The sequence below is a fragment of the Arthrobacter sp. 01T428 genome, from assembly GCF_056398685.1.
The window spans coordinates 62,230-83,775 of the sequence record NZ_JBFTPW010000002.1 but is presented as its reverse complement, the minus strand read 5'-3'; the positions used below and the strand labels follow the sequence as shown (position 1 = coordinate 83,775).

Below are 21,546 nucleotides of genomic sequence, written 5' to 3'. Positions count from 1 at the left end.
CGTGCCTGCCTCAGAGAAGTTTGTGCCCGAGGCTGGTGAGCAGGCGCGCGACGGCGTTCTCCGCGGTTGGCGGCGGGCCGAAGACCTCGCGCTGCAGTGAGGTATCGGCGACGAAGCGGCCGGTCCCGAACCACTCCATCATCGCCTGAAAGTCCGGCCCCATCTGGTTGATCGGGTTAAGGACGAGCTCGATCTGCCGGCCGAGCATTCGGGAAGAGATATCGGCGATGTCCTGCATGGTGACCGGCCGGTCCCAGCCGATGTCGATGCGCTGCCGCTCGACGCCGCTCGCGTCGACTGCCGCCGCGAGGTACCCGGCGAGGTCACTGGCAAGAACGTACGTCAGGGGAACACTCGAGGACCCGAACCACCTGAGCCGCCCTTCGCTGAAAGGGTCGCCGAATCGAGCGATCTGCTCAAGGAAAGCGCCCGGGCGCAGGGCCACAAACGGGACGCCGAGTTCTTCCAGGCGATCCTCGGTCAGTTTCTTGTGCCAGAAGTGTGGAACCTCCGGGGTCTGATCGCACGTGAGGATGCTAGTGAGGACAAATCGGCGAATACCGGCGCGGCTGGCCGCGTCGACGAGGTTGATGTTGCCCACCGTGTCCGTGACAGGGGTGTCGCCTTCCCGGTGATGGGTGTATCCGGCCACCGAGGTGATCACAGCGTCGACGCCGTCCATGGCGTGCGCAAGCGACTCCGGGTCCATCATGTCGCCACGGGCGATCGTGGCCCCTAGCTGCTCAAGGCGGCCCGCATCCGAACCGGGCCGCACCAACGCGCGGACCTGTTTTCCGCCCGCCAGCAGCCTCGACACCACCTGGCTGCCAAGCATCCCGGTGCCGCCGACCACAAGTACTGGTCCACGGTCGGTCATTTATTCCTCCACCTCGCCGCGCCACCCTCCGGTTTCGTTTCCACGCGACTCGATGAACTCCTTGAATTTCTTCAGGTCGGCCTTCACCTGCATCTCGTCTATCTGGAGTGCGGCTCCGGCCTTCTCCATAAAAGTCTCGGGCGACCATTCGAAATGGACCTTGACGTGCGTGTGGTTGTCGTCGAGCGGCGAAAACCTGATGATGCCGGCGTGCGATTTGCCGTCAATACTGCGCCACGCAATCCGGTCGTCGGGTTCCTGGTCGACTATCTCCGTATCGAAGGCCAGTTCCACGCCTCCTACCTTGGTGACCCAATGGTTGGTCGTGTCGCTCAACTGGGTTACGGATTCCACGCCGGACATGAATCGGGGAAACGACTCAAACTGCGTCCACTGGTTATAAGCCGTACGGACGGGGACCGCCACATCAATCGTTTCTTCAACCTTTCGCATCTTTCCTCCTCGCTCGGACTTGCGTGGGCTGGCCGCAGGGATTGCCGCTCGGACCACCCCTCCGGGTAGCCGGCCACTCTTGAACGTTAAGCCTGCTGATAATCCAAGTCCAGACCTGCCACGACCGCTGGGCCCGGCGCCTCCTCAGGTCCGGGAGCGTCCGCGGCGCGCGACGGCGTCGATCGTCACGGCCGCGACGAGAACCAGCGCCGTGACCACGTACTTGGCCGGTGCGCTGTAGCCCTGCAGGCCCATGCCGTTATCGATCGTGGCGATCACCAGCCCGCCCAGGACCCCGTGCAGCACCTTGCCGCGGCCGCCGAACAAGCTGGTCCCGCCTATCACCGCGGCGGCCACGGCGTAAAGCACCAGAGTGCCGCCGTCGTACGAGGTCGAGACGGAACGGAGGCGCGACGCGTAGACGATTCCGCCGATGCCTGCAGTGAAGGAAGCGAGGATGAAGGCGAGGGTGCGAATACGGGCAAGGTTCACGCCTCCCCGCCGAGCGGCCTCGGCGTTGCCGCCAATGGCGTAGACGTAGCGACCGAACCGGGTTCGCCCAAGCAGCAGGGTCCAGGCGGCGAGGACTCCGAGCACCACGAGAAGGACCCACGGAACGCCACTGATTTCGACCAGGATTCCGCGGTCCGTATTGCAGAGCCAGACGATCGCCACACCGGCGGCGAGCACCGCCGCGATCTTCAGGGCGCTTACACTGGCGGGCGGCGCGACGAGCCCGGTGTTGCGCCGGCGGGCGTCCCGCAGCCACGTCCACGTGCTGAACGATCCGACGACCACGAGCATGAGGATCCAGCTGGTGACCGGGCTGAGGTTGCCGCTCGCGATGTTGTTGATGATGGTGTCGTTGATGGGCACTACGCCGCCGCTGCCAAGGATGATGAGCATCACGCCAAGCCAGCCGAGCTGGCCGCCAAGGGTCACGACAAACGACGGCAATCCGAGCCGGGTGATGATCGTCCCGTGGAGCAGTCCGATCCCGGCGCAGCCAAGCAGGCCGACGGCGATCGCCGCCCACCACGGCCAACCGGTGGACTCCTGCACGAGTTCGGCCATGATGACGCCGCCCACTCCACCGACGTACCCGATGGACAAGTCGATTTCGCCGAGCAGGAGCACGAAGACCTGGCCCATTGCGAGCAGCATGAAAACGGAACCCTGGATGAGCAGGTTCACCATGTTCCCGGGAGTCAGGAAGTTCGGGTTCAGCGATTGGAATAGTACCGAGATGAGCAACAGGCCCGCGAGAACCGGAAGCACTCCGCTCTCGCCGCCCCGGACCCGCGCGAACGCAGCGCGGAAATATTCGGGGAGCGACGTCGCGGTGATGTCCGGATTCAACGCCAAGGCGGCCTTCCGCTTGGCTGCCGCCGTGGTCGGCTCGTCCTGGAGCACCGCCGCTGCGGAAGGGAGCGGACCCTTGGCGGCGGTGAGCTGGCGGTTCGACGGCGGTGGAGGCGCGAGTTCCGGCCTTGCCCGATCGGAGAACCCCGTGGTCATCAGGTCAACCACGATCTGCCGGTCCATTTCCGTGACAGGCCGGATAGCCACCAGCTGCCCGAGCCTGAGCACGGCGATGCGGTCCGCGACTTCGAACACGTCGTTCATATTGTGTGAGACGACGATGACGGCCACTCCACGGTCGGCGAGCTGGCGGATCAGGTGAAGGACCACCTCCGTCTGGGCGACGCCGAGGGCAGCGGTGGGCTCGTCCATGATGACGAGCTTCGAGTTCCACAGCACCGATTTCGCGATCGCCACCGACTGGCGTTGCCCTCCGGACAGCGACGCGACGGGTTGCCGGATCGACCGCACTGTTGTCACGGCCAGGCTCGTCAGTGTCTCCCGGGCCGCGATCTCCATGCTCTCCTCGTCGAGGAGGAAATGTCGCAGGCGTTCGCGGCCGAGGAACAGGTTCTGCACGATGTCGAGGTTGTCGCAGAGTGCCAGGTCCTGGTACACGGTCTCGATGCCGAGCGCCGCGGCTTCGTGCGGCGAGTTCAACCGTACGGGCTGGTTTTCCCAAAACAGCTGCCCGTCGTCGGGGGTGTGAATGCCGGCAACGCATTTGATCAAGACCGATTTGCCCGCGCCGTTGTCGCCGGCAAGCGCAGTCACCTTGCCGATCGGCACCTCAAGGGTGATGTCGACCAGTGCCTGCACCGGCCCGAAGTTCTTGTCGATGCCCTCCAGCCGAAGCAAGGGCCCGACGTCGGCGGGGTCCGGGGCTGCCAACTCACTCATCGTTCGGACTACTGGATACCTGCCGCGGTGCACGCGTCCTTCACTTGCGAGATGCACAGCGAAGAACTCGTTACGGCGCCGTCTTTGACGACAGTGTCCGCCATGTTCTTCGTGGTCACCCACAGCGGGGTCAGCAGGACCGATGCGACATCGGACTTCGCGGTGTCGTCCGTGGTCTTGCCGTTGACGAGGGTTGACGGAACGGTGACGCCCGCCCGAAGGTAGAGCGCTGCCGCGGCCGCAGCCTGGGCCTCAAAGTAGATCGGCTTGTACACCGTTCCGCACTGGTAGCCCTTCAGGATGTTCTGGAGGCCGGACAAGGACGCATCCTGTCCCGTCGTCGGGAAGGTCTTGGCGGGAATCTGCTTGCTCTGCAGGTAGGCGATCACCGCGTTGGCATTGTCGTCGTTCGGCGTGACAACCGCGTTGATGTTCGGGTGGGCAGTGTATTGCTGGGCGAACGTCGTCTGAGCCACTGACGGTGTCCACGTGCCCGCCGGCTCTCCTACGTTGACGTACTCGCCATTGTCGAAGTGCGGCTTGAGTACGCCGTTGTAACCTTCGGCGAACAGCTTCGCGTTGTTGTCGGTCGGGTCGCCATCCATGACCAGGATGTTTGGCTTGGTGACTTTCCAGTCAGCGATGCACGTGACTTCGCCTTGGCCGATGAGCTGACCAACCTTGACGTTGTCGAAGCTGACATAGGTGCGATCTTTTGTCCCGCCTTTGACGAGCCGGTCATAGTCGATCACTTTGACGCCGCGCGCACTGGCGGCCGCCTCGATGGCCGCGCCCGAACCGGAGTCCAGGGCGTCGACAAGCAGCACCGATGCGCCGGCCGTGATATCAGCCTCGGCTTGGGTCTGCATCGTGCTTGCGCTGCCCTGCGCGTTGTCGATCTTGAACTTGGAGGAATCGAGTCCCGCGGCTTCGAATGCCTTCTTCAGGTACGGGGCGTCGAAAGTCACGTATCGCGCCGAGGTTGTGGTGTCCGGCAGCAGTACGCCCACCATGCCCTTGCCTTGTGAAGCGAGCGACGTGAGCTGTTTCATTGCCGAGAAATCGGCCGTGAACGCATCCGCAGATATCTGCGGTACAGCTCCTCCGGAACTTGCGGTGCTCGACGACGAAGATGTGCCCGTGCTCGAACACGCGGCGAGTGCCGTGATAGCGATGGTTGCAATGAAGGCGGTTCCGGCGCCTCGTGCCGGGACCTTCATGTTTAGCATTTCTTTCCTTCTGTTGGTTGCGACTGCAGGCGACCTGGCGGGGTCGGGCCGGAACCTGGGCGTTGGCGGCGGACGCAAGTCCACGCCGGAGGCCACGGCGGTTCGCACCAACGGACGTCGCTGAGTCAGCACCGGGCTGACTGCGACTTTACGACCAGCGACTCGATATCACGGGGTCCTCTCCGGACGGACGTGCCGGGCGACGCCGGGCATGTCCGTCGATGTTGCTCTATGACTACGTTCTAGACCGGAAGTCCCCTCTTAGCAAGGCTTCGCGCGCGGCAGGATTCGACGACGGCGGTCCAATACCGCACGCGTCTGTCGGGAAGTAGCTGCGTGCGGATTTTGTTACACCAATACCGGAGCACTTGCTTGGTGCCCCGGAATGCAGTCCACATCACAGAGGTGGGTTCAATGAAGAAATGGACGCGATGGCAGGATTGGGTCACGGTTGTCGCCGGTCTCTATGCTGCTTTATCGGTCATCTGGACCACGGCCGCCGGCTCGTCGGCTGCCTTGATGGTCGTATTCGGCGCTTTGCTGATCGTTAGCGGTGTGATCAATCTGGCCATGCCCGGAACGCCGGTCATGGAGTGGGTGCAGGCGGCCTTTGGTGCCTTGCTGTTCCTTTCGCCGTGGCTAGGCTCGTACTCCATGCAAGCCGGAGTCGCTTGGACATCGTGGATCGCTGGCCTGGTGGCGCTCGTCGTCACCGCGATGGCGATCAAGCCCAGCACCGAGGAACATCGGCATCACATGGTCAGCCCTTCGCACTGAAGTCTTCAACGCGATGTGCTGAAACGCTGAACAGCGGAATACCGACCGGCGGGCCGTTATCGGACCCGCCGATCGCCGTTTTTTGCTCCCGCCTGTCTGTCTGCGATGCGCGACATACGCTGTTCAGACTGTCAGGACGGCAGCTCCGGTAACACGGCTAGCGGCCAAATCCCGCAGCGCCCGGTCGGCCTGAGCCAACGGATACGCCGTCGTGGTGGGAGCCAGCGGGATTTCCGCGGCCAAGGACCAGAACTCTTCGCCGTCTGCCCGGGTGTTGGCAGTGACGCTGCGGAGCTGCCGCTCATAGAAGAGATCGGCGGAATAGTTCAAGGGCGGTATGTCGCTGAGGTGGATGCCGGCAATGGCGAGGGTCCCGCCCCGGCCCAATGCCTTGAGGGCGACAGGGACGAGGTCCCCGGCAGGGGCAAACAGTATCGCCGAGTCGAGTGGGTCTGGCAGGGATTCGTACGCGTCGCCCACAAACACCGCACCCAGCTTCCGCGCCAGTTCACGGGCCGGCTCCGAACGCGTCATCACGTACACCTGCGCCCCTTGGTGGCGCGCCATCTGGACCGTGAGGTGGGCAGATCCTCCGAAACCATAGATGCCCAGTCGGCCACCCTCCGGAACAGCGGCCCGTTTGAGCGCCCGGTACCCGATGATACCGGAGCACAACAGAGGGGCTGCCTGTTCGTCCGAAAACCGGGGCGGGATGGCATAGGCAAAATCCTCGGACACCGTGAGTTGTTCGGCATAGCCACCGTCCCTGTCCCAACCCGTGAAGACGGGGGAGAGGCAAAGGTTCTCGTCACCGCGGCGGCAAAACTCGCAGCTCCCGCAGGTTCCACCCAGCCAGGCCACTCCGACCCTGTCACCGCGCCGGAACCTCACGCACCCTTCGCCCGCCTCGCTGACTATTCCTACCGCCTCGTGGCCGGGGACTACATTCGGCATCCGAGGGGTGAGGTCGCCCTCTGCCAGATGCAGATCCGTGCGGCAGACACCACAGGTCCGGACTCTGACCAGGAGCTCATGCACTCCTGGTTGAGGATCGGGGCGTTCGCCCCAGACAAGCGGCCCGGATTCAATCGGAGCTGGTTCCCGGACCCACCACGCACGCATCGGCTTCGCCCCTCGCCGCTAGCCCTGATTCCGTGTGGTAGTGCCAGCCTTTGCGGCCCGCCGCTCCGCTTTCAGCAGGCGCAGGCCGCTGGCCAGCACGCCCACATGGCTGAACGCCTGCGGGAAGTTGCCGAGGAACTCTCCGGTGTCCGGGTGGATCTGCTCGGGTAGCAGGCCCAGTGAATTCGCACGGCTGCAGAGGGACTCATAGAGTTCATGGGCTTCATCCACGCGCCCTTGTCCTGCCAGGTTGTCCACCAGCCAGAAGCTGCAGAGGAGGAACGCCCCTTCGTTTCCGGGCAGACCGTCGGGAGAAACCGATGGCAGGTAGCGGAACAAAAGTCCGTTGCCGGCGTCGAGCTCCGCCGCGATCGCTTTCGTCGTGGAAACCATCCGGGGATCGTCGAAATCAATGACGTTGCGGACGGGAAGGGTCAAGAGCGACGCGTCGAGACCGCCGTTGCCACCTAGGTTCTCGGTAAAGGTGCGCCGCCGGGGATCCCATGATTGTGTCAGGGCAGCCTGCCGGATTTGACGGGCAGTGGCCTCCCACCGGCGTTTGGGATAGGGAAGCCCGTCCCTGCGCGCGATCTGGATGGCGCGGTCGATCGCGACGTAACATAACGCCGCCGAGTAGGTGAAGGGCCTGCTCTTGTCCCGGATTTCCCAAGGCCCCGAGTCGGGAACCCTCCAGCTCCTGATGGCCATTTCCACAATCGGTACCAATGCGGCCCAGAGCCGCTCATCCACTCGCTTGCCGCTGCCCGACCACTGGTAGGCGATATCGACGATTTCACCGTACACATCGTGCTGGAGTTGGTGGCGGGCGCCGTTTCCCCACCGGACCGGGGCCGAGCCGCGGTATCCGCGCAAGTGCGGGTCCTCGACCTCATCGGGCGGCTGGGAACCGTCCAAGGCGTACATGACGTGCGGGGTACCGTCCCGCTCGACGTTGGTCAGGACCCAGGCAAGGAAGACGTCCGCATCACTGGGATCGCCAATGCGCCTGAACACATAGTTGGAGAACGAGGCGTCGCGCACCCATGTGTACCGGTAATCCCAATTCCGGGACGTTCCCGGCCACTCCGGCAACGAAGAGGTAGCGGCGGCCAAGATGGCCCCCGTCTCGGCGTGGTCCAGCATCTTCAGCGTCAGGGCCGAACGCTTCATCAACTCCGCCTGGGAGCCTTCGCAATCCAGGTTTGATGCCCACCGGCGCCACGCATACACGGTCTGGTCAATGAGCTTCTTGCTCTCCGGATGCTGACGGAGCCGGAACCGCCCGGACCAGTGCAGGACCATGGTCAGGGTCTCTCCCGCGCGTAGCGTCAACTCGGCGGACAGGCCACGGCCGTCGGGGATGAGTTCAACGGAAGACCATAGGTAGACCTCGTGGACTCCGTCCTGCCGCCAATCAAACCTCCAGCCGGTAGCCAGGGTGTCAAAAGTGACACCGGTCTTCGGTATCAGGCTGATGCGCAGCGGGACGTCGCCGCCCACGGCTCGCGCGTGCCGCAGGAGTTCGGAACGGCCGGCCGGCACCGGCTCCGACAAGTCGGCACCCGCACGCAACGTCAGCCCGTCCGTCACCTGCAGCACGCCACGATCGGACACAAGGGACGTGACCAGCACGCAGGAATCCTCGGTGTAGCGCTGGGAGGATGCCAGGGTGCGAACAGGAGCTATTTCAAAACGGCCGCCTGATTCCGCGTCGAGGATCCCGGCAAGGAACGGTGGACTGTCGAATTCCGGCAAGCAAAGCCAGGTAATGGCGCCGTCCCGTCCCACCAAAGCGCAGGTGGACCCGTCTCCAATGAGTCCGTGATCCTCGATGGGCAAATACCCGTCCTGGTTAACCACCGGGCGCGCCGGGGCACCAGTGATCATTTTGTTCGCTCCTTTGGGTTCAGGCGAGGCTTCCTATATGGATTCTCTCGCCGTTCCCGCGTGCACGCCACAGTCCACCTATCCCGCAAGAAGCTGCGGGTTCCGCCCATGGCCTCAGGGAGTGAGCAGGACCTTGATGGAGCGCCGCTCGTCCATGGCGCGGTAGGCCTCGGGCGCTTCCTCGAGCGGCATCACGGTGTCGAAGACCCTGCCCGGATTGATCTTTCCGTCAAGCACGTCGGCGAGCAGTTCCGGGATGTAGGTGCGGGCAGGGGCCATGCCGCCGGCAATCGAAATGTTCGTGTCGAACAAGTAGCGCAAGGGGGCCTCAGCTCCGCCTGTCGGGACACCGACAAAGCCGAGGGCGCCGCCCGGGCGGACACTGTGCAGTGCCTGTTCCATGGATTCCTTGGTCCCGACGCACTCCAACACGGAGTCGGCCAAAACGCCTCCCAGCAATTCGCGGACCTTGGCTACGCCGTCCTCGCCACGTTCAGCGACGATGTCTGTTTCGCCGAATTCGAGGGCAATAGCCTGGCGGTCGGCATGTCGCGACATCGCGATGATTCGTTCTGCTCCGAGCCGCTTTGCTGCGAGCACGCCGCAGAGCCCGACTGCGCCGTCGCCGACGACGACGACGGTCCTGCCGGGGCCGACCTTCGCCGCGAGGGCGGCGTGGTGGCCGGTGGCCATCACATCCGAGAGCGTCAGCAAGCTCGCGCGGAGGGCGTCGTCGGGTTCCGTGATGCCGGGAACCTTGACGAGCGTGGACTCGGCAAGCGGCACGCGCACGGCCTGGCCTTGGCCGCCGTCGATCGCGTGACCGCTGTCATCCTTGCCGCCCCAACCTGCCAAATGATCGCAGGCAACTGTGACGCCGTTCAAGCATTGCGGGCAGGCCCCGCAGCTGACCACGAACGGAGCTATCACGAAATCGCCGGGCGCCAGGGTGGTGACGTCGTCGCCAATGCTTTCCACCGTGCCGATGAATTCATGTCCGATGGCCGAAGGCTGGTGGGTGGGCTTTACGCCGCGGTAGGGCCAAAGGTCCGATCCGCAGACGCAGGAGGCAGTCACTTTGACGACGACGTCGGTGGGCAGCTGGACCGTCGGGTAGTTACGGTCTTCAACGCGGATGTCGCCGGGACCGTGGATGATGGTGGCGCGCATGGGGCTCCTCAAATGGTGGTTGTTGGGCTTGAATCGAGTCTATCCCCGGCATGCCCGTGGTCTTGTACTGGCCGGTAGCTCAGCGTGGACTCGCTGCGGTCCTGTTCGTCGCTTGGCCTCCAGGTCACGCAGAATAGCTCCATGACAAAAAGCAGCGGGCGCTTACCACGGCTTGAAGACGTAGCGGAATTGGCGGGAGTCTCGCACCAGACCGTTTCACGGGTGATCAACGACCACCCCAACGTCAGCAAGGGCACCCGGGAGCGTGTCGAGGCCGCCATCGCCGAGCTGGGATACCGGCGCAATACTGCTGCGCGGAGCCTCGTGACCCGCCGTTCCCAGACCATCGGGGTCCTGGCCAGCGAGCTGGCGCAGTACGGCCCGGCGAACACCCTGCTGGGCGTCGAGCAGGCTGCGAGGGATGCCGGCTATTTCGTCAGCATCGCAGCCTTGAGGACGGTCAACCGGGAGGCGATCCTTGATGCGGTCCGGCATTTCCTGGACCAGTCCGTGGACGGAATCGTGGTGATCGTTCCCCATTCGGACACCCTGCTGGCGTTGGCGGAAGTGAAGGCCGGGGTTCCCGTAGTGGCCGTGGGGTCGCTGGGCGACGCGTCGGTCGGCGGAGCCATGGTGGACCAGAAGCGCGGCGCGGAATTGGCCGTGAGGCATCTGGTGGAGCAGGGGCACCGGCGGATCGGGCACGTGGCCGGCCCGCAGGACTGGATCGACGGCGTCGCCCGGGCCGAAGGGTGGAGCGAGGCCTTGCAGGCGGCTGGCCTTCAGGACGATTTGCTGGTGGTGGGGGACTGGAGCGCCGGCAGCGGTTATGACATTGGCAGGAAGCTTGCCGGTGAAAGGACCGCCACGGCGCTTTTTGTGGGAAATGACCAGATGGCCCTGGGCCTGCTGCGTGCGTTCAACGAGGCAGGTGTCCGGGTGCCCGAGGATGTTTCGGTGGTGGGTTTCGACGACCAGCCCGAATCAGGCTATTTCACGCCGCCTTTGACCACGGTACGCCAGGACTTCGAAGAGCTCGGGCGGCGCTGCATGGACCTCATGCTGAGCGGTATGGAGGGCGGGGAAAGCATCGGCGCCACGGTGGTGGAGCCAGAGTTGGTGGTGCGCCAAAGTACGTCGACTCCCGCCTGATCGTATTCATGTTCATGTGGGAAGGACGGCTTGACGTGAATTTTGTTAGCGCTCACAATGGAACCAATCCGCAAGGCTGCGGGCTGGCTTATTGGAGGACTTCATGGACGTCACAGCGGACGGCAACGAACATTACGTCATCGGCGTGGACTACGGCACGCTTTCCGGCAGGGCCGTGGTGGTGCGGGTCAGGGATGGCAAGGAACTGGGAAGCGGAGTGTTTGAGTACCCGCATGCGGTCATCACGGAGGCCTTGCCGGCCGATCTGGCCGACGAGCCTGCTGGCCCGGCTGTCCGCCTTCCCGGCGAATGGGCGCTGCAGGTGCCGCAAGACTACCGCGACGTGTTGCGCCACGCGGTCCCCGCAGCGGTGCGCGACGCCGGGATCGATCCGGCCGCCGTCGTCGGGATTGCCACGGACTTCACGGCGTGCACGATGGTGCCGGTGAAGGCTGACGGCACTCCGCTAAACGAGCTGCCCGGCTTCGCCCGCAGGCCGCATGCGTATGTGAAGTTGTGGCGCCACCATGCGGCCCAGGAGCAGGCGGACCGCATCAATGCACTCGCCGCCGAGCGGGGCGAGTCCTGGCTGCCGCGCTACGGCGGGCTCATTTCCTCGGAATGGGAGTTCGCCAAGGGACTCCAGCTCCTGGAGGAGGACCCGGGCGCGTATGCGGCGATGGACCACTGGGTGGAAGCCGCCGACTGGATCGTCTGGCAACTGTGCGGGAACTACGTGCGGAATGCCTGCACCGCTGGGTACAAGGGCATCTACCAGGACGGCGCCTACCCGTCCGTGGAATTCCTGGCCTCCCTGAACCCGGGCTTCAAGGACTTCGTCGACACCAAACTGGCCCACACCATTGGCCGCCTGGGGGACGCCGCGGGTTACCTGACTGCCGAAGCCGCCGGCTGGACCGGCCTCCCGGCCGGGATCGCCGTCGCGGTCGGGAATGTTGACGCCCACGTCACCGCGCCCGCCGCCCGGGCCGTGGAACCGGGACAGCTCGTCGCGATCATGGGCACCTCCACGTGCCACGTCATGAACGGCTCCGAGCTTCGTGAGGTGCCGGGCATGTGCGGAGTGGTCGACGGCGGGATCGTGGACGGGCTCTGGGGTTACGAGGCCGGCCAGTCCGGGGTGGGCGACATCTTCGGCTGGTTCACCAAGTATGGCGTGCCGCCCGAATATCATGCAGCTGCCGAAGCCACGGGCCTGGGCATCCACGAATACCTCACCGAACTCGCCTCCACCCAGGAGATCGGTGAACACGGACTCATTGCCCTGGACTGGCACTCGGGGAACCGGTCCGTCCTGGTGGACCACGAACTCTCCGGAGTGATCGTGGGCCAGACCCTGGCAACCCGCCCGGAAGACATCTACCGGGCGCTGCTGGAGGCCACGGCCTTCGGCACCCGCACCATTGTGGACGCCTTCCGCGACGCGGGGGTGCCGGTGAAGGAATTCATCGTCGCCGGAGGGCTGCTGAAAAACACCCTATTGATGCAGATCTACGCCGATATCACGGGGCTGCCCCTCTCCACGATCGGCTCCACCCAGGGTCCCGCGCTGGGTTCGGCGATCCACGCCGCCGTCGCTGCGGGGGAGTACCAGGACATCCGGGAAGCCGCGGCTGCCATGGGATCCGAGCCCGGCGCCGTCTACACCCCGATCCCGGAAAACGTCGCCGCCTACGAGGAATTGTTCCGCGAATACCGGACCCTGCATGACTACTTCGGCCGCGGAGCGAACGAGGTCATGCACCGGCTCAAGAAGATCCAGCGGAACGCGAGCAAAACGCTCCTCACCGCGGGGGTCTCCGCATGAGCGCCCTGCTGGACACCATTGCCACGATCCGCCGCGAGGTCTGCGCGCTGCACGCCGAACTGACCCGGTACGAGCTGGTGGTCTGGACCGCGGGCAATGTCTCCGCCCGCGTCCCGGGGCATGACTTGATGGTCATCAAGCCGTCCGGGGTCTCCTACGATGCGCTGACGCCCGAACTCATGGTGGTCACGGACCTCCACGGGGTTCCCGTGGCCGGCGATGGCGACGGGGCGTGGGGCAATCCGGACCTTTCGCCGTCGTCGGACACCGCAGCGCACGCCTACGTCTACCGGAACATGCCCGACGTCGGCGGGGTCGTCCACACGCACTCCACCTACGCGACGGCATGGGCTGCGCGCGGGGAGCCGATCCCGTGCGTACTGACCATGATGGGCGACGAATTCGGCGGCACCATCCCGGTGGGCCCGTTCGCGCTGATCGGGGACGACTCGATCGGCCGCGGGATCGTGGACACGCTCCGGGCGTCCCATTCACCGGCTGTCCTGATGCAGAACCACGGACCGTTCACTATCGGCAAGGACGCCCGCTCCGCCGTCAAGGCTGCCGTGATGTGCGAGGAAGTGGCCCGCACGGTCCACATTTCCCGGCAGCTCGGTGAACCGCTGCCCATCGACGCCGGCCAGATCGAGTCCCTCTACAGCCGCTACCAGAACGTCTACGGCCGCTGACGCGCGCCACCCACGAACCTCCAAGGAGAAACGCATGCCCATCGCCCACAACACGTCCCTCGAACACTACGAAGTGTGGTTCCTCACCGGCAGCCAGCACCTTTACGGCGAGGACGTCCTCAAGCAGGTCGCCGCGCAGTCCCAGGAGATCGCCGCATCACTGAACGCGTCCTCCGATGTTCCGGTCAAGCTCGTCTGGAAGCCCGTGCTGACGGACGCGGACGCGATCCGCCGCACCGCTCTGGAAGCGAACTCGGACGACGCCGTGATCGGCGTTACCGCGTGGATGCACACGTTCAGCCCGGCCAAGATGTGGATCCAGGGACTGGACCTGCTCCGCAAGCCGCTCCTGCACCTGCACACCCAGGCGAACGTGGCCCTGCCGTGGGCGGACATCGACTTCGACTTCATGAACCTGAACCAGGCAGCCCACGGCGACCGCGAATTCGGGTACATCCAGTCCCGCCTCGGCGTGCCGCGGAAGACCGTCGTCGGGCACGTCTCCAACCCCGAGGTCACGCGCCAGGTGGGCGCGTGGCAACGCGCCTCCGCCGGCTGGGCCGCGGTGCGCACCCTCAAGCTGACCCGCTTCGGGGACAACATGCGCAACGTTGCCGTCACAGAAGGGGACAAGACCGAAGCCGAGCTGCGCTTCGGCGTCTCGGTCAACACGTGGTCCGTCAACGAACTCGCCGACGCCGTGCACGGCGCGCCGGAGTACGACGTCGACGCCCTCGTAGCCGAATACGAGCGCCTCTACGAGGTCGCACCGGAACTGTGCGCCGGCGGCGCCCGGCACGAGTCCCTGCGCTACAGCGCCCGGATCGAACTGGGTCTGCGGTCCTTCCTGGAGGCGAACGGCTCCGCCGCATTCACGACGTCGTTCGAGGACCTGGGCGCGTTGCGCCAGCTTCCCGGCATGGCCGTGCAGCGGCTCATGGCCGACGGCTACGGCTTCGGTGCCGAGGGCGACTGGAAGACCGCGATCTTGGTCCGGGCTGCGAAGGTCATGGGCGCCGGACTGCCCGGTGGCGCCTCGCTCATGGAGGACTACACCTACCACCTGACGCCGGGGGAGGAGAAGATCCTCGGCGCGCACATGCTCGAGGTCTGCCCCTCCCTGACCGCAGCCAAGCCGCGCGTGGAGATCCACCCGCTGGGCATCGGCGGCAAGGAAGATCCCGTCCGCATGGTCTTCGACACCGATGCGGGGCCCGGCGTCGTGGTCGCGCTCTCGGACATGCGCGACCGGTTCCGCCTCGTCGCGAACGCCGTCGACGTCCTCGACCTCGAGGAACCGCTCCCCAACCTCCCGGTCGCGCGTGCACTGTGGGAGCCGAAGCCCGACTTCGCCACCTCCGCCGCCGCGTGGCTCACCGCAGGCGCCGCGCACCACACCGTGCTCTCCACCCAGGTGGGCATGGACGTGTTCGAGGACTTCGCCGAAATCGCCCGCACCGAACTGCTCACCATCGACGACGGCACCACCATCAAACAGTTCAAGAAGGAACTCGCGTGGAACGCCGCCTACTACAAACTCGCCGGCGGGCTGTGAACGGCGAGGGCTTTTAACAAGAAGAAAGCCCGGGCTAACGGCGCGTTGCCGTTAACCCGGGTTTTTCCGTATCTCTTTATTCATGGAACTTCTCACGCGCCTCGCGCTGTTGGCGTTCGAGCTTGGCTTCCGCTTCGGTCCTCCGCTGGCCGACGATGCGCATCTGGTGGGTGGTCGGGTGTTCGTATTCCTCCACGAAAGCGCCCTTTTCCCTCGGAAGGTAATGGCCGGGAGCCGGGGACGCGAGCTTTTGGTCTTCGTTTTCGCTCATGTCAAAATCGTCCCACCGGGCGGCGGCGGGCAAAAGGGGTTCGGCCCATAGTGCCGCAAGTGGAAGCGACATCCCGGTCTTCGGACCGGGATGTCGCTTGCCTTCTCACGAATTCACAAAGTCAGCCGAGGTTCAGGGCCGTCCAGGAGACGGGTGGCAGGGTGATTTCGACGACGCCGTCACGTACTACGGCACTCTTATTCGGGTGCAGCCTGACGCGGTTCGGATCGTTGAGCGTGTTCTTGGCGTATACATCCGCGTCCGAGAGCGTCTGCGCATCCAAGACGATCGCGCTGTCAAGAGCCGTGAGGTCGATGGTGACCGTTGCCTCTTCAGTCCGTGATCGGTTGACCAGGAAGACCGACGTCGCAGCGGCGTCCGCGTCGTAGGTCGCGACCGCGTCGATGAGCGGGACGGCACCGTAAGCGTCAGTGCTGTACTTGTCCGCATCCAGCCTCACGTCCAGGGCGACGCCCTTGGCCAGTTTGGAGGTCAACGCGAACGGGAAGAACGTGGTCTGTTTCCACGCGGGACCGCCGGGTTCGGTCATGATGGGAGCGATCACGTTGACGAGCTGCGCCAGGGAGGCGGACGTGACACGGTCGGCGTGCTTAAGCAGTGAGATCAGGAGGTTGCCGAAGACGACGGCGTCGGCAACTGAGTACGTGTCCTCAAGCAGTCGCGGCGCCTTGGGCCAGTTGTCCAGCCCTTCGATTTTGTCCACGTTATGGAACCGTTCGAGGTACCACACATTCCATTCGTCGAAGGAAATGTTGATGGTTTTGGCGCTCCCGTTGACAGCTTTGACGTGGTCCGCCGTCGCCACAACCGATTCAATGAAGTGGTCCATGTCGGTGGCGGAAGCAAGGAACGAGTCCAGGTCACCGTTCTTTTCTTCGTAGTAGGCGTGGCAGGAGATGTAGTCAACGTCCTCGTAGGCGTGGGTGAGTACCACGCGCTCCCATTCTCCGAAGGTGGGCATATGGGCGCTCGATGAACCGCAGACCACAAGTTCAACGGAAGGATCAAGCTGGCGCATTGCCTTCGCGGTCTGCGATGCGATTTTGCCGTAGTCGTCGGCAGAGCGATGGCCCAACTGCCACGGGCCATCCATCTCATTGCCGAGGCACCACATTTTGACGCCAAAGGGCTCCACCCGGCCATGAGCGGTCCGGCGGTCCGACAGCTCCGTCCCGGAGCGGATGTTGGAGTACTCCAACAAGTCCAAAGCTTCCAGCGTGCCGCGGGTGCCGAGGTTGACGGCCAGCATGAGTTCGCTGCCCACCTTCTCAAGCCAGGTGCTGAACTCGTGCATGCCGATCTCGTTGGTTTCGGTGGAGTGCCACGCGAGGTCGAGTCGGTGGGGGCGCTGTTCTTTGGGCCCAACGCTGTCCTCCCAGCGGAACCCGGAGACGAAGTTGCCGCCCGGATAGCGGATGGTGGAAACACCGAGTTCTTTGACGAGCTCGATCACGTCAGTGCGGAAACCGTCGGCGTCGGCGCTGGGGTGACCGGGTTCGTAGATGCCGTCGTAGACACAGCGTCCAAGGTGTTCAACAAACGACCCGAAGAGGCGGGGATTGACTGCGCCCACTGCGAATTGTGGGTCGATCGTAAGGCGTGCGGAAACCATGGTCTGCTTTCGGTGAGAAGGAGCGGGAAATGAAGAGGTGCTTCAAGGGGCTATTTGAGGCTGCCGAGTGACAGGCCGCCCTGCCAGTACTTCTGCAGGGTGAGGAATGCCACCACGAGGGGAATGATGGAAATGAACGAACCGACGACGATCAGGCTCCAGAGCGAGTGCCCGCCCCCGTTGTTGGACGAAGCCAGCTGCTCCCAGAGCCCTATGCCCACGGTGAGCGGATAGAGCCTCTCCGTGGACAACATGGCCAAGGGCAGGAAGTAGTTGTTCCAGGTCCCAACGACGGAAAGCAGCAGGACGGTCACCAGCGCCGGCCGAAGCAAGGGCAACGAGACTTGGAAGAAGGTGCGGAGTTCACCGGCTCCGTCCACCCTGGCCGCGTCGAGCAGCTCGTCTGGAACCGCTTCTGCGGTGTAAACCCGCATCAGGTAGACGCCGAAGGGGCTAAGCAGCGACGGCAGGATGACCGCCCACACGGTATCGGTCAGCTTGAGGTTGGACATCAGGATGAATGTCGGGATGACCAGCGCCGTCATGGGGACCATCACGGCACCGAGCAACAGTGCGAACGTAAGGTTCCGGCCCCGGAACTTGTACTTGGCAAACCCATAACCGGCCAGGACCGAGATTGCGGTCGCTCCCAGACCGCCGCTGACAGCGTAGAGAAGGGAATTGCCCAGCCACTGTACGTACTCCCCGCCGTTGTAGGCGAAAAGCTCCTGAATGTTCGCGATCAGGTTGAAATTTTTGTCGAACCACATAGCGCCGGACGAGCCCGCGAAAAGTCCTTGGGCGTCTTTCGTGCTGGCGACGAAAAGCCACCAAATGGGAGCCAGGAAATATAGGACCAGGACGCCCAGAAAGGCATGAGCCACCACGTTGCGCCGCCGGGGCCGCGACAGCCGGGTTGCGGCCGGGAGATGTGTTGTCAGCGCACTCATGAGAGGTTGCTCCCTTTCTTGCGGGTGGCGAACATGAAGATGTACACCGCGATGAAGACGACGATGCCGAGGGAGAAGGATATGGCCGAGGCGTAGTTGAACTGGGCGTATCCAAAGGCCAAATTGAACGCGTAGATGTTCGGGGTGAAATCCGGGGTGATGCTGCCGTTGGCTACCGGCCCGAGGATTTGCGGCTCGGAGAAGAACTGCAGCGTCCCGATCAGCGCGAAGATGAGAATGAGCACAAGTGCCGAAGAAACCAGGGGGATCTTGATGCGGAACGCAACCTGCCTTTCGGAGGCCCCATCAATCTTGGCGGCCTCGTAGAGGGTCGGATCGATTCCCTGTAATGCCGCGTAGATGATGATCATGTAATAGCCGGCCCATTGCCACGTCACAACATTGAGAAGGCCGTAGAAGACGTTGTCCTGGCTGAGCAGGAAGGGCGCGGAGGCGTGGAACAGGGAGAAAAACTGCTCGAGGGGGCCGAATGTCGGACTGTAAAGAAAGCCCCACATCAGGGCACCAATGACGGCCGGCACTGCGTACGGCAGGAAGATCATGAGCCGGGAGAACCTTGCGAGCCGGGTGGTGAGGTGGTCGAGCACGAGGGCGGCTGCCAGGGAGACGGCCATCTGGACCGGGATGAGGACCAGGGAGAAGCGGACCACGAACCACACACCCTTGAGGAACTGTGGATCCGAGAAGGCGCGGAGGTAGTTCTCCAAACCGCTGAACCGCGTCCCTGTCGCCAGGCCCTTGGTGAACAGGCTGAGGTAGAGGGCGTAGGCAAGCGGAGCAAGAAGGAACGCCACGAAAACTATTCCGAACGGTGCGATGAAGAGCCATCCGGTCCTGGCCCGCCGCGCATTCATCTTGTCGCTGCGGGAGCGGGTCCTGCGTTCGGGCGGGGGCGCGGAATTCACTTTGTCCGGGGTGGAAGTGTGTGGCAACGACGTCACCGTTGACCCGTGAACTGCCATGAGCTGTCCTGCAACTTTCTCTTGATCGATTCCGCCCCGTTCCGCCCACCCGGGGCCGGCGGAACGGGAGGAGCTGTCAGTTGACTGTGAACCCTTGGCTCTTCGCGTAGTTCACCATGATGCCCTGCAGCTCAGTGGCTGCTTCGTCCCCGCTGACTTTGCCGGCATTGATCTTGACCGTCTCTGCCTGCAGTTGCGCGTAGTAGTAGACGCTGAACGGGCTGTAACTGAATCCCTTGTAGGCATTTTCGGCCGGTATGTAGATGTCCTTGTTCGCGGTCTGTCCGCCAAAGAAGTCGACGGCGTTGTTGGTGAACGCGTCCGACTTCAACACATTCTGGTTGAGCGGGAAGATCGTTTGGGTCTTCCAGCCGTCCGTCAGCGAGGCGTCGTCGGCGTAGAGGCCCTTGGCGACTTCGGCGGCGAGCTTCTGGTCACCGGCCTGTGATGTGACGGCAAAGGTGGATCCTCCCCAGTTCACGGAGACTGGGTTGCTTGCATCCCATTGGGGGAGGGGGGCCGCAGCGAATGTTCCCTTCTCGTTGCCCTTACCCACTCCGGACCCGGTGAGGTAGCCGGGAGCCCATGCGGCGGAGATGTACGTAGCGTACTTGCCGCCGATCATTCCTGAAATGTAGTCGGTGGTGAACTGGTCCTGGGTGGCGACCAGGCCCTTCTTCACGAGTCCCGCCCAGTAGTTCAGCACGTCCTTGGCCGGCTGGCTGTCGAGGTGGATGGAGATGTTCTTCTGGTCCGCCAGGTCATAGGTGAAGGGAACGGCGCCCTTTTGGGCCATGAGGGCGGTCAGGGCGGCGGGGACATTGCTGCCAAGGTCTCCGAAAGCAGGGCCGCCGGCGTCCTTGACCTTCTGCGCGGCCGTTTCGTACTCGGCCCACGTCGTCGGCGGCTTGATGCCGTACTTGTCCAGGATGTCCTTACGGTAGATCATGGCCATCGGCCCGCCGTCGACCGGAATGGCGTAGACCGAATCGCCCTGCGAGACGTCCTTCCAGGAACCCGCGCTGAAGTTCTTCTTGACGTCTGCGGCGCCATACTTGCTCAGGTCCACAAGCGCGTTCTGCAATTCAAAACCCGTCAGCTGGTCAGCCTCGAGCATGATCACGTCAGGGGCTCCCTTGCCGGCCTGGATGGCTGTTTGGAACTTCGCGTACTCCGGGCCACCCTGGCCGGCCACGGTCCAGCAGACCTGGACATCGGAGTGGGAGTTGTTGAAGTTGTCGACGACCTTGGCCATGTTGGGGTACCACGCCCACACGGAGACCTTCGGAGCATCGGAATGCACAATCTTGTTTGTGCAATTGGTGGTATTGGAGCCCGCACTGGCGGCATCCGCGCCACCACTGCACCCTGCCAGTGTGGCGGCAAGGGCAGCGGCTGACACTGCTGCGGCAATTGCTTTCTTGTTCACGTAGTTTCCCTTCGGTCGTGCATGGACGTCGTCGTCGGAGGTGGAGCAGCGAGGGCAGGCCGTCTTCCAGCCAATGGATGGTGGTGGGACTTGGACGGACTCGGCGGATGGGGACAAGAGACATTTCCGAGCTTTTACATCGATGTAAGTAATCGTTGTAAATCCATGATGATGTGACCGGACTTACATGTCAAGAAGAAATCCGACGGCGTCTTCGGCGGGCTAGATCGCCGTGGATTCCCGGCTGATGACCTTGAACCCGGCTTCAAACTCGCGGGCAGGCGTCGCTTCGGCCGCGCCGTCGATTCGTTCCAGGAGCATCGCGACGGCGGTCTCGGCGATCTCCCGACGGCCCGGATCTATGGTTGACAACGTCGGGAGTGAATACCGGGTTTCGTCGATGTCGTCAAAGCCGATGATCGCCACATCCTCAGGGATTCTCAGTCCAGCATCCTGCATGACACGCATCGCCCCTAGGGCGATGGAGTCGTTGAAGGCCACGACGCCGTCGAACTCCAGCCCGGACTCCAGGACGTGCCGCATTGCCTGGGCGCCGTCGGAACGGTGCCACGACTGGACATCGATTGCCAGTTCGTCCCGGTAATCCAGCCCCGCCTTCTGCAAGGCGCGGCGGTAACCTTCCAAGCGAAGCCCGGCTGAACCGATGACTTCATTTCGGTGGGCACCAAAAGCGAGTAGTTTCGTTCGTCCGCGTTGGAGGAGGTGGTCGGTAGCTGCCTGCGAAGCCTCGATGTTTTGCATGGTCACGTGGTCCGTGGGGCCGTGAAAGATCCGCTCACCCAGGAGGACCATGGGAGTCGGAATCTCGATGAGGCCTGCGTCTTCCTGGCTCAGGCCGAGCACGCTGTACAGGACGCCATCGACCATTCGCATCCGGGGGCCATGCAGGATCTCCAGCTCGCGCGTCCGGGAGCCTCCGCTTTGCTCGATGATCACCACTTTCCCGCGTTTTGAGGCGGCCGTCATGACGGCATCGGCGAGCTCTGCAAAGTAGGCATTCTTCAGATCCGGGATGATGAGGCTGATGACATCCGTGCGTCCGGACCGCAAGCCCCGGGCCGAGAGATTCGGCTGATAGCCGAGTTTCTCGATGGCCAGCAAAACCCGCTCGCGGGTCTCGGCTTTGATGTTTGGATGGTCATTGATGACGTTCGATACGGTTTTGATAGACACATCGGCCGCCTGGGCCACATCCCGCATGGTAATTGCCACTTTTCCTTCTTCCGCGCACGTCAGCGACCGTCCTTAGCTGAAGATT

General features: G+C 63.7%; 19 protein-coding genes. 6 read left to right on the top strand and 13 right to left on the bottom strand.

Annotation, left to right across the window (positions count from 1 at the left end; genetic code table 11):
* Window positions 1-10: 10 nt before the first annotated feature.
* The 4 genes from AC1DJB_RS04435 to AC1DJB_RS04420 form a co-directional block, all read right to left on the bottom strand.
* Window positions 11-877: an SDR family oxidoreductase gene (locus tag AC1DJB_RS04435; RefSeq protein ID WP_476909965.1), complete on the bottom strand. Its 867-nt coding sequence runs from the start codon at window positions 875-877 to the stop codon at window positions 11-13.
* A complete protein-coding gene (locus AC1DJB_RS04430) occupies window positions 878-1,330 on the bottom strand; it encodes an SRPBCC family protein (RefSeq protein ID WP_306959947.1) in 453 nt (150 codons plus the stop codon).
* A 144-nt stretch (window positions 1,331-1,474) separates the two neighbouring features.
* The gene (locus AC1DJB_RS04425; RefSeq protein ID WP_476909964.1) at window positions 1,475-3,592 is read right to left on the bottom strand and encodes an ABC transporter permease subunit; all 2,118 of its coding nucleotides are present in this window, start codon (window positions 3,590-3,592) and stop codon (window positions 1,475-1,477) included.
* An 8-nt stretch (window positions 3,593-3,600) separates the two neighbouring features.
* Entirely contained in the window at window positions 3,601-4,644 is a 1,044-nt protein-coding gene (locus AC1DJB_RS04420; RefSeq protein WP_306959944.1) for a sugar ABC transporter substrate-binding protein, read from the bottom strand.
* 16 nt (window positions 4,645-4,660) lie between these two features.
* On the opposite strand from AC1DJB_RS04420, the gene AC1DJB_RS04415 reads away from it, so the two are divergent.
* Both AC1DJB_RS04415 and AC1DJB_RS04410 read left to right on the top strand, forming a co-directional pair.
* On the top strand, window positions 4,661-4,945 hold the full coding sequence (locus AC1DJB_RS04415) for a hypothetical protein (protein WP_441437468.1): 285 nt from the start codon (window positions 4,661-4,663) through the stop codon (window positions 4,943-4,945).
* Between the two features lie 290 nt (window positions 4,946-5,235).
* Window positions 5,236-5,598 carry an SPW repeat protein gene (locus AC1DJB_RS04410; protein ID WP_059389950.1) on the top strand — a complete coding sequence of 121 codons (363 nt, stop codon included), beginning with the start codon at window positions 5,236-5,238 and terminating at the stop codon, window positions 5,596-5,598.
* 123 nt (window positions 5,599-5,721) lie between these two features.
* On the opposite strand, the gene AC1DJB_RS04405 is transcribed toward AC1DJB_RS04410, so the two are convergent.
* The 3 genes from AC1DJB_RS04405 to AC1DJB_RS04395 all read right to left on the bottom strand — a co-directional run bounded on the left by AC1DJB_RS04405 (window position 5,722) and on the right by AC1DJB_RS04395 (window position 9,777).
* Window positions 5,722-6,720: a zinc-dependent alcohol dehydrogenase family protein gene (locus AC1DJB_RS04405; protein WP_441437467.1), complete on the bottom strand. Its 999-nt coding sequence runs from the start codon at window positions 6,718-6,720 to the stop codon at window positions 5,722-5,724.
* Between the two features lie 18 nt (window positions 6,721-6,738).
* On the bottom strand, window positions 6,739-8,607 hold the full coding sequence (locus tag AC1DJB_RS04400) for a glycoside hydrolase family 15 protein (protein WP_441437466.1): 1,869 nt from the start codon (window positions 8,605-8,607) through the stop codon (window positions 6,739-6,741).
* 114 nt (window positions 8,608-8,721) lie between these two features.
* The gene (locus tag AC1DJB_RS04395) at window positions 8,722-9,777 is read right to left on the bottom strand and encodes a zinc-dependent alcohol dehydrogenase family protein (RefSeq protein WP_476909963.1); all 1,056 of its coding nucleotides are present in this window, start codon (window positions 9,775-9,777) and stop codon (window positions 8,722-8,724) included.
* Between the two features lie 141 nt (window positions 9,778-9,918).
* Between AC1DJB_RS04395 and AC1DJB_RS04390 the strand changes: the two genes are divergently transcribed.
* From AC1DJB_RS04390 to araA, 4 genes are all read left to right on the top strand, one after another.
* Window positions 9,919-10,929: a LacI family DNA-binding transcriptional regulator gene (locus tag AC1DJB_RS04390; RefSeq protein WP_441437464.1), complete on the top strand. Its 1,011-nt coding sequence runs from the start codon at window positions 9,919-9,921 to the stop codon at window positions 10,927-10,929.
* Between the two features lie 103 nt (window positions 10,930-11,032).
* Complete coding sequence (gene araB, locus AC1DJB_RS04385) at window positions 11,033-12,757, top strand: ribulokinase (protein ID WP_441437463.1); 1,725 nt, start codon at window positions 11,033-11,035, stop codon at window positions 12,755-12,757.
* Window positions 12,754-13,446, top strand: a complete 693-nt coding sequence (locus AC1DJB_RS04380; RefSeq protein ID WP_284989080.1) for an L-ribulose-5-phosphate 4-epimerase — start codon at window positions 12,754-12,756, stop codon at window positions 13,444-13,446. Before araB ends, AC1DJB_RS04380 begins: the two co-directional genes overlap by 4 nt.
* Before the next feature lie 34 nt (window positions 13,447-13,480).
* Complete coding sequence (gene araA, locus AC1DJB_RS04375) at window positions 13,481-15,001, top strand: L-arabinose isomerase (protein WP_476909962.1); 1,521 nt, start codon at window positions 13,481-13,483, stop codon at window positions 14,999-15,001.
* Between the two features lie 76 nt (window positions 15,002-15,077).
* Here araA and AC1DJB_RS04370 read toward each other — a convergent pair whose 3' ends face one another.
* From AC1DJB_RS04370 to AC1DJB_RS04345, 6 genes are all read right to left on the bottom strand, one after another.
* Window positions 15,078-15,272, bottom strand: coding sequence for a hypothetical protein (locus AC1DJB_RS04370; RefSeq protein WP_148667707.1), 195 nt, complete (start codon window positions 15,270-15,272; stop codon window positions 15,078-15,080).
* Between the two features lie 121 nt (window positions 15,273-15,393).
* The gene (gene arfA / locus AC1DJB_RS04365; protein ID WP_476909961.1) at window positions 15,394-16,905 is read right to left on the bottom strand and encodes an arabinosylfuranosidase ArfA; all 1,512 of its coding nucleotides are present in this window, start codon (window positions 16,903-16,905) and stop codon (window positions 15,394-15,396) included.
* Between the two features lie 50 nt (window positions 16,906-16,955).
* Window positions 16,956-17,855, bottom strand: coding sequence for a carbohydrate ABC transporter permease (locus tag AC1DJB_RS04360; protein WP_059389956.1), 900 nt, complete (start codon window positions 17,853-17,855; stop codon window positions 16,956-16,958).
* On the bottom strand, window positions 17,852-18,838 hold the full coding sequence (locus AC1DJB_RS04355; protein WP_084784670.1) for a carbohydrate ABC transporter permease: 987 nt from the start codon (window positions 18,836-18,838) through the stop codon (window positions 17,852-17,854). Before AC1DJB_RS04355 ends, AC1DJB_RS04360 begins: the two co-directional genes overlap by 4 nt.
* Window positions 18,839-18,914: 76 nt before the next feature.
* Window positions 18,915-20,267, bottom strand: a complete 1,353-nt coding sequence (locus AC1DJB_RS04350; protein WP_059389957.1) for an ABC transporter substrate-binding protein — start codon at window positions 20,265-20,267, stop codon at window positions 18,915-18,917.
* Window positions 20,268-20,489: 222 nt separating this feature from the next.
* A complete protein-coding gene (locus tag AC1DJB_RS04345) occupies window positions 20,490-21,500 on the bottom strand; it encodes a LacI family DNA-binding transcriptional regulator (RefSeq protein ID WP_059389958.1) in 1,011 nt (336 codons plus the stop codon).
* Between the last annotated feature and the right edge of the window lie 46 nt (window positions 21,501-21,546).

Bases quoted from the DNA above. Each gene is read 5' to 3' on its own strand.
- AC1DJB_RS04430 (WP_306959947.1), bottom strand. From the start codon at position 1,330: ATGCGAAAGGTTGAAGAAACGATTGATGTGGCGGTCCCCGTCCGTACG.
- AC1DJB_RS04435 (WP_476909965.1), bottom strand. From the start codon at position 877: ATGACCGACCGTGGACCAGTACTTGTGGTCGGCGGCACCGGGATGCTT.
- AC1DJB_RS04360 (WP_059389956.1), bottom strand. From the start codon at position 17,855: ATGAGTGCGCTGACAACACATCTCCCGGCCGCAACCCGGCTGTCGCGG.
- AC1DJB_RS04420 (WP_306959944.1), bottom strand. From the start codon at position 4,644: ATGAAACAGCTCACGTCGCTCGCTTCACAAGGCAAGGGCATGGTGGGC.
- AC1DJB_RS04405 (WP_441437467.1), bottom strand. From the start codon at position 6,720: ATGCGTGCGTGGTGGGTCCGGGAACCAGCTCCGATTGAATCCGGGCCG.
- AC1DJB_RS04395 (WP_476909963.1), bottom strand. From the start codon at position 9,777: ATGCGCGCCACCATCATCCACGGTCCCGGCGACATCCGCGTTGAAGAC.
- AC1DJB_RS04425 (WP_476909964.1), bottom strand. From the start codon at position 3,592: ATGAGTGAGTTGGCAGCCCCGGACCCCGCCGACGTCGGGCCCTTGCTT.
- araA (WP_476909962.1), top strand. From the start codon at position 13,481: ATGCCCATCGCCCACAACACGTCCCTCGAACACTACGAAGTGTGGTTC.
- arfA (WP_476909961.1), bottom strand. From the start codon at position 16,905: ATGGTTTCCGCACGCCTTACGATCGACCCACAATTCGCAGTGGGCGCA.
- araB (WP_441437463.1), top strand. From the start codon at position 11,033: ATGGACGTCACAGCGGACGGCAACGAACATTACGTCATCGGCGTGGAC.
- AC1DJB_RS04410 (WP_059389950.1), top strand. From the start codon at position 5,236: ATGAAGAAATGGACGCGATGGCAGGATTGGGTCACGGTTGTCGCCGGT.
- AC1DJB_RS04370 (WP_148667707.1), bottom strand. From the start codon at position 15,272: ATGAGCGAAAACGAAGACCAAAAGCTCGCGTCCCCGGCTCCCGGCCAT.
- AC1DJB_RS04380 (WP_284989080.1), top strand. From the start codon at position 12,754: ATGAGCGCCCTGCTGGACACCATTGCCACGATCCGCCGCGAGGTCTGC.
- AC1DJB_RS04400 (WP_441437466.1), bottom strand. From the start codon at position 8,607: ATGATCACTGGTGCCCCGGCGCGCCCGGTGGTTAACCAGGACGGGTAT.
- AC1DJB_RS04355 (WP_084784670.1), bottom strand. From the start codon at position 18,838: ATGGCAGTTCACGGGTCAACGGTGACGTCGTTGCCACACACTTCCACC.
- AC1DJB_RS04390 (WP_441437464.1), top strand. From the start codon at position 9,919: ATGACAAAAAGCAGCGGGCGCTTACCACGGCTTGAAGACGTAGCGGAA.